The organism is Flavobacterium sp. P3_A6 (assembly GCF_056403035.1).
The window spans coordinates 1-590 of sequence record NZ_JBFUGG010000078.1 but is presented as its reverse complement, the minus strand read 5'-3'; the positions used below and the strand labels follow the sequence as shown (position 1 = coordinate 590).

The following is a 590-nucleotide window of genomic DNA, read 5'->3' as shown; positions in this document are numbered from 1 at the left end:
GGCTGGCCGTGATCGTTACCGATACCGAAGCCCGCGCACTCTCACAGCCGTTTACCGTCTGGCTGGCATAATAGCTTCCCGTAACAAGCGTCTCGGTGCCGGCATATAAAGTCCCGCCTGCTGTAGCTGAATACCATTTGATCCCTGTGCCTGACACGGCTAGGTCGCTTACTTTTTTGGCTTCCGCAGAGCAGTAGGTCTGAGCCGAAGCTGTCGGGGCTGAAGGGCTTGCCGTGATCGTTACCGATACCGAAGCTCTCGAACTCTCGCAGCCGTTTACCGTCTGGCTGGCATAATAGCTTCCCGTAACAAGCGTCTCGGTGCCGGCATATAAAGTCCCGCCTGCTGGAGCAGAATACCATTTGATCCCTGCTCCTGACACGGCTAGGTCGCTTACTTTTTTAGCCTCCGCAGAGCAGTAGGTCTGAGCCGAAGCTGTCGGGGCTGAAGGGCTGGCCGTGATCGTTACCGATACCGAAGCCCGCGCACTCTCACAGCCGTTTACCGTCTGGCTGGCATAATAGCTTCCCGTAACAAGCGTCTCGGTGCCGGCATATAAAGTCCCGCCTGCTGTAGCTGAATACCATTTG

1 protein-coding gene is annotated in these 590 nt (G+C 56.4%); it reads right to left on the bottom strand.

Annotated features, from left to right (window positions below):
• A partial coding sequence (locus tag AC1DVP_RS21400) for an Ig-like domain-containing protein (protein ID WP_477185487.1) occupies positions 1-590 on the bottom strand: 590 nt, incomplete at both ends.